The sequence below is a fragment of the Blastococcus sp. CCUG 61487 genome, from assembly GCF_005222955.1.
Classification (GTDB): Bacteria; Actinomycetota; Actinomycetes; order Mycobacteriales; family Geodermatophilaceae; genus Blastococcus.
Map to the genome: position 1 here is coordinate 1 of NZ_LWUA01000074.1, position 6,153 is coordinate 6,153.

6 protein-coding genes are annotated in these 6,153 nt (G+C 76.5%); 5 read left to right on the plus strand and 1 reads right to left on the minus strand.

Annotation, left to right across the window (positions count from 1 at the left end; all coding sequences use genetic code 11):
- The 5 genes from A6V29_RS05855 to A6V29_RS05875 all read left to right on the plus strand — a co-directional run.
- On the plus strand, window positions 1-648 hold a 648-nt coding region (locus tag A6V29_RS05855), incomplete at its 5' end, for an FAD-dependent oxidoreductase (protein WP_137159443.1).
- Window position 649: 1 nt separating this feature from the next.
- On the plus strand, window positions 650-850 hold the full coding sequence (thiS, locus tag A6V29_RS05860) for a sulfur carrier protein ThiS (protein WP_137159444.1): 201 nt from the start codon (window positions 650-652) through the stop codon (window positions 848-850).
- Between the two features lies 1 nt (window position 851).
- The gene (locus tag A6V29_RS05865; protein ID WP_137159445.1) at window positions 852-1,625 is read left to right on the plus strand and encodes a thiazole synthase; all 774 of its coding nucleotides are present in this window, start codon (window positions 852-854) and stop codon (window positions 1,623-1,625) included.
- Entirely contained in the window at window positions 1,622-2,209 is a 588-nt protein-coding gene (locus A6V29_RS05870) for a thiamine phosphate synthase (protein WP_137159446.1), read from the plus strand. The genes A6V29_RS05865 and A6V29_RS05870 overlap by 4 nt, the downstream gene beginning before the upstream one ends.
- A gap of 102 nt (window positions 2,210-2,311) precedes the next feature.
- Window positions 2,312-2,740: an ATP-binding protein gene (locus A6V29_RS05875; protein WP_137159447.1), complete on the plus strand. Its 429-nt coding sequence runs from the start codon at window positions 2,312-2,314 to the stop codon at window positions 2,738-2,740.
- Between the two features lie 18 nt (window positions 2,741-2,758).
- On the opposite strand, the gene A6V29_RS05880 is transcribed toward A6V29_RS05875, so the two are convergent.
- Window positions 2,759-5,320, minus strand: a complete 2,562-nt coding sequence (locus A6V29_RS05880) for a SpoIIE family protein phosphatase (protein WP_137159448.1) — start codon at window positions 5,318-5,320, stop codon at window positions 2,759-2,761.
- Window positions 5,321-6,153 lie beyond the last annotated feature (833 nt).

A 6,153-nucleotide genomic window follows, 5' to 3' on the forward strand; every position in this document is an offset into this window, starting at 1 on the left:
GCCGCGGTCGCCGCCGCGGGGGTGGAGCTGGTGCGCGACCGGGTGGCCGAGGTCGTCGTCGCCGACGGTCGGGCCGACGGCGTGCGGCTGGCCTCCGGTCGGCTCGTCCGGGCCGGCACCACGGTGCTGGCGCTCGGCGCGCACAGCGGTGGGCTGCCCGGCGCTCCACCCCTGCCGGTCCGCCCCGTCAAGGGGCAGATCCTGCGGCTCGCGGGCGCGCAGGGGCTGCTGGAGGGCACCGTCCGCGCCCTGGTGCGCGGCCGGCACGTCTACCTCGTGCCCTACGGCGCCGACGGGCTGATCGTCGGCGCCACCGTCGAGGACCGCGGCTTCGACGCCCGGGTGACCGCCGGCGGCGTCCACGACCTGCTGCACGACGCGATCGAGGTGGTGCCCGAGGTCGAGGAGCTCGAGCTCGCCGAGACCCTCGCCCGCTGGCGCCCGGGCACCCCGGACAACGCCCCCCTGCTCGGCCCGTCGTCGGTGCCCGGCCTGGTGCTCGCCACCGGCCACCACCGCAACGGCGTGCTGCTCACCCCGGTCACCGCCGAGGTGACCGCCGAGCTGATCACCACCGGCACGCTGCCCGAGGTGGCCGCGCCGTTCACCGCCGACCGGTTCGCCGGCGGCCCGTCGGAAGGACGCTGACATGCACGTGACAGTCAACGGTGACCGGATCGAGGTCGGGGACGACACCACCGTGGCCGACCTCGTGGCCGCCCGCGCCGGCGGGCACGACCGCGTGGCCGTCGCCCGCAACGGCGACGTCGTCCCGCGCAGCACCTGGCCGCGGACAGCGCTGGCTCCGGGCGACGCGGTCGAGGTGCTCGCCCCGACCGCCGGAGGCTGAGATGACGACCGATCAGTTCGAGCTGGGTGGGGCGACCTTCGGCTCGCGGCTGCTGCTCGGCACCGGCGGGGTGCCGAGCCTGGAGGCGCTCGAGGCGGCCGTGCGCGCGTCGGGCACCGAGCTGGTCACCGTGGCGCTGCGCCGGGTGGAGGCCTCGGCGACCGGCTCGATGATGCAGGTGCTCGACCGTGCCGGGGTCCGCCTGCTGCCCAACACCGCCGGCTGCCGCACCGCCCGCGAAGCGGTCCGCACCGCGCACCTCGCGCGGGAGGCGTTCGACACCGACTGGGTCAAGCTGGAGGTGATCGGCGACGAGCACACCCTGCTGCCCGACGCCGTGGAGCTGCTCGACGCCGCGGAGCGCCTCGTCGCCGACGGGTTCACCGTGCTCGCCTACACCACCGACGACCCCGTGCTGGGCCGGCGGCTGGCCGACGTCGGCTGCGCGGCGGTCATGCCGCTGGGGTCGCCCATCGGCAGCGGCCTGGGCATCCGGAACCCGCACAACATCGCCCTTCTCCGCGAGGCGGTGCAGGTGCCGGTCGTGCTCGACGCGGGGATCGGCACGACGTCCGACGCGGCCCAGGCGATGGAGCTGGGCTGCGACGCCGTCCTGCTCGCCTCCGCCGTCACCCGCGCCCGCGATCCGGAGCGGATGGCGCTGGCCATGCGGCAGGCGGTCGCGGCCGGCCGGCTGGCCCGGCTCGCGGGCCGGATCCCCCGCCGCTGGCACGCCGAGGCCTCCACGTCCTTCGAGGGACTGCCGGCGCTGTGACCGCGCCGCGGCTGCTCGTGGTCACCGACCGGCACCAGGCCGCGCGACCGCTCCCCGAGGTGGTGGCGGTCGCCGTCGCGGCGGGTGCCCGCGCGGTGCTGCTGCGGGACAAGGACCTGCCCCTCGCCGCGCGGCTCGCGCTGGCCGACGAGCTGCGCGCGGTCCTCGACCCGGTGGACGGCCTGCTCGTGTGGGGCGGAGCGGCCGGCGCGCCGGAGGGCACCGCCGTGCACCTGGCGGCCGGCGACTCGTTCCCGGTCACCCGGCCACCGCAGGTCGGCCGCTCGTGCCACTCGGCGGCCGAGCTCGCCCGCGCCCGGGAGGAGGGCTGCGACTGGGGAACGCTCTCGCCGGTCTTCCCGACGCCGTCCAAGCCCGGGTACGGCCCCGCCCTCGGGACCGACGGGCTGGCCGAGCTGGTCGGACGGGCCGGGCCGCCGGTGCTCGCGCTGGGCGGCGTGCTGCCGGAGCACGTCGCCGGTTGCCTGGCGGCGGGCGCGCACGGGATCGCCGTCATGGGCCCGGTCATGCGCGACCCGGCCGTCGTCACCGACTACCTGGCGGGGGTGCCGGAGGATCGCTGAGACGTGACGCACGTCGCATCCAGGTTTGAGCCGGGCCTGCCGAGCCCATACGTAACTGTTCGACCCACCTCGGGCGAGCCAGGATTGCGAGGATTCGGCACGGTGACAGGGCAGCTCGATGGCCACACCTGGCCGTCCGCTCCGCCGCCGCGCGCCACCCCCGTCCTGCGCTGGGAGCTGCGGGACATCGCCGAGCTCCCGGGGATGCGGTCCGAGGTGCGCCGGTCCGTGGCCGCCCACGGGGTCGACGACGACGTCCTGGACCAGCTCGTGCTCGCCCTCGACGAGATGGCGTCCAACGCGCTGCGCCACGGCGGCGGTCGGGTCGAGGCATCGCTGCAGGTGACCGCCGACGCCTATCTCGTCGAGGTGTCGGACTCCGCGGCGGCGCGCCCGCCGACGCCGGCGGTCGACCGCGACCCCAGCCAGGGCGGGCTGGGCCTGTACCTCATCGCGCGGATGGCGCGGCTGCACGGCTGGTACGCCAGCGGCGGCGCCAAGCACGTCTGGGCGCTGCTTCCCCGCAGCTGACCTCCGGCGCCCGCGGGCTCAGGACCCCGCGACGGGGGGCAGCCGCTCGGGTCCGGCCTCCGCCGGTCGCGGCCGGTCCTCCGGGTGCAGCCGGATCGCCACGAGCGCCACGTCGTCCTGCAGCCCCTCGGGCCGCAGCCGGGCGATCACCTCGTCGCACAGCTCGCCCAGCGGCCGGTCGGCCAGCTCCGCGAGCGCCTCGCGCAACCGGGCGATCCCGACGTCCAGGGGCAGGTCGCGGCCCTCGACGAGGCCGTCGGTGTAGAGCAGCAGGGTGGTGCCCCGGCGGACCGTCACCACCGACTCGGTGCGCCGCGCGGACGGGTCGACGCCGAGCATCAGCTCCGCCCGCTCGGTGGCCAGCTCCTCGATGCGGCGATCGGCGTGCAGCAGCAGCGGCGGCGGATGGCCGGCATTCGACCAGCGCAGCCGGCTCAGCCCCCGGGCGCGCTCCTCGGAGGTCTGCTCCACCCGGGCGATCGCGGCGGTGGCCATCGTGCCCATGCCCAGCCCCTCGATCGCGGCGTCCAGGTCGCCGAGGATGGTGGCCGGACCGGCGTCCTCCCGGAAGCCGATCCCCCGCAGCATCCCGCGCAGCTGCCCCATGGCGGCCGCCGCCGCGGTGTCGTGGCCGACGACGTCGCCGATCACGAGCACCGTGGCGCCGTTGGGCTGGATGAACGCGTCGTACCAGTCGCCCCCCACCTCGGCGACCTGCACCGCGGGCAGGTAGCGCACGACGATCTCGGCGTGGTCGGGCTCGGGCGGCTCGGTGAGCATGCTGCGCTGCAGGCCCTCGGCCAACCGGCGCTGCTGCTCGAACAGCCGGGAGTTGTCCAGGGCCAGCGCCACCCGGTCGGCGATGTCGCGCAGCACCTCGACGTCGTCGGCGTCGGCTCGCGCACGCTCCGGGGAGCGGTAGACGCTCAGCGCCCCCAGCGTGCGGCCGCGGGCGGTGAGCGGCAGCGTGACGGCCGACTGCGGCGCCAGCTCGGTGAGCAGGTCCCTGGCCTCGCCCGGCGGCAACGACCGGCCGACGGTCCCCAGGACGTCGGGCACCTCGCGCAGCTGCCCGGAGGCCAGCGCCCGCAGCACGGGGGCGTGCGGAGGCAGGGCGGCCAGTCGCAGCGCGGCGTAGCGCGCGACCCGGGCCCGCTGTTCCGGATCGCGGTGCCAGGAGGCGACGTCGCTCATCCGGCCGTCGGCGTCGACCAGGCTGGCGATCACCCAGTCCCCCAGGACCGGGACCAGCGACTCGGAGACCCGCTGCAGCGCGACCTCCTCGGCCGCGTCGCCGGTCAGCCCCTCGGACATCGCGGCGGTGCTCTCCGCGACCAGCCGCAGCCGGGCGGTGCTCCGGCTGGCGCGCTCCTCGGCCCGCCGGCGCTGGGTGATGTCGAGGAAGGAGACGGAGAGGCCGTCCGGGTTCGGCCAGGCGCGGACCTCGAACCAGGCGTCCAGGGGCGCCGGGTAGTAGGCCTCGAACAGCTGCTCGGTACCCGTGGCCACCGCCGCGCGGTAGCGGGTGCCGAACTCGGCCTCGGCGGCGTCGGGGAAGGCCTCCCAGACCACCTGCCCGAGCAGGTCCTCCCGGGAGGCGGCGAGCACCCGCTCCGCCTCGGCGTTCAGGTAGGTGAACCGCCAGTCGCGGTCCAGGGAGAAGAAGGCCGACTTGACCGACTCCATGACCCGGGCGACCCGGGCGTCCGCGTGCCGCTGGGCGGTGGTGTCGTAGCCGGCCCCGAGCAACCGCACGGTGACACCGGCGTCGTCGGCGACGGCCCGGCCACGGGCCGCGATCCAGCGCGTCTCGCCCGACGGCAGGACGACGCGGAACTCGGCCTCGTAGTCGCCCACGGTGTCGATGGCCTGCTGCAGCGCATCCATGACCCGGTCCCTGTCGTCCGGGTGGCAGCGGGCGGTGAACGCCTCGATCGTCTCGCCGAAGTCACCCGGCGGGAACCCGAACAGCTCCTGCAGCCGGCTGTCCCAGGCCAGCCGCCCGGTCACCAGGTTCCAGTCGAAGCTGCCGATGCCGGCGAAGTCGATGGCCAGCTCGAAGGCCAGCCGGCTGGACTCGAGCTCGCGCACCTGGGCGGCGAGCTGGAGCTCGGTCTCCACCGAGTCACCGAGCTGGCGGAGGAGGGCGACGTCGGCGTCGGACCAGTCGCGCGTACCCCGACCGAATGCCGACAGCGCGCCGACGACCTGTCCCTCGAAGACCGACAGCGGGATGCCCAGGTAGCTGCCCACGTCTCCGGAGACCACCGGCGGGAGGGACGCCAGGCGGGAATCGGCCCGTGCGTCGGGCGCGACGACGGGGTCCGGGGAGGCGGCGCCGGTCACCGCGCACAGAGACTCGGTCAGCGGGACCTGGATGCCCACGGTGCCGGGGGGCAGACCGGTGCCGCCCAGCACCAGCTCGACGTCGCTGAACAGGGAGACCTGGGCGGCGTCGACGCCGAGCATGTGGACGGCGAGCGCGGTGAGCCGCTGCAGGGCACGGGAGCCGACGGCGGTCGCTTCGAGCCGGCGGACGGCGGCCACGCGGTCGCCGAGGGCCGGGTCGAGCGCGCTCACGTCGTCCTCCCGGCTGTGGCTGTCCGGCGCACCGCACGGTGCGCGTGTCGACCATCCTCCCTGTCCGGCCGGGACGCCGCGGACGGGGGACGCCGGGGGGCGGGAGAACGCGTTCGGCGGGCGCCCTCCCCGAGGAACCGGGTCGGACGCCCGCCGATCGACGAGCGGTGCGGACGATGAGGTCGTCCGGGCGCTCCCGGGCCGCGGGCCGGTGCCGTCCAGCGTCGCTGCGTCCCCGGTGACGCCGGTCCGGGGAATCGCGCCGGTCCTGCCGGGCGTCCGCCCGGGATCGGGGCTCGCCGTCGGCGTCCAGCCGGCCAGGGGCTGCCGATCAGAGACCCGGGTGGTCGCACCGGGTACCGGCAGGCCTGTTGTTCTCGCCTCGACGGATCCGGGTGCGCCGGACCGATGCCGCCGGCTGACGATCGGCGCCTCCGGGGAGGGTCCGCGCGCTGGTCGGTGCAGCCGGCGGGAGGGGCGAGGCGCGATGCGTCGTGCGGAGGAATCGGAGGCGCCCGGAGGGGCACCGTGCGAGGTGGGCCAGGTGGGTGCCGAGGCCGGCCCCGGACGGGGACGAACTCGGGAGGATCGAGGCTGCGGTTCCGCCCCGCAGGCGGCGGGGTCCGGTCACGGCGTGCTCGGGGTGGAGCGGAGGACGGCGTCCGACGGCCGGGGCCGTGGTCGCGCGGGGGCGGTTCAGCCGGGCGCGGTGAGCGCCGGGCGGGGAGTCGGAAGCGGATCTCCCCTGGCTCCGCCCGGTCCGGCGCGGGTGGTGGCCGACGGGGACCTGGCGGCCGGGCCGTTGCGCCGGGGGCCGGCCGCGCCGAGGTGCG

Excerpts from the sequence above, each read along its gene's own strand:
- thiS (WP_137159444.1), top strand. The coding sequence starts at position 650 with ATGCACGTGACAGTCAACGGTGACCGGATCGAGGTCGGGGACGACACC.
- A6V29_RS05865 (WP_137159445.1), top strand. The coding sequence starts at position 852 with ATGACGACCGATCAGTTCGAGCTGGGTGGGGCGACCTTCGGCTCGCGG.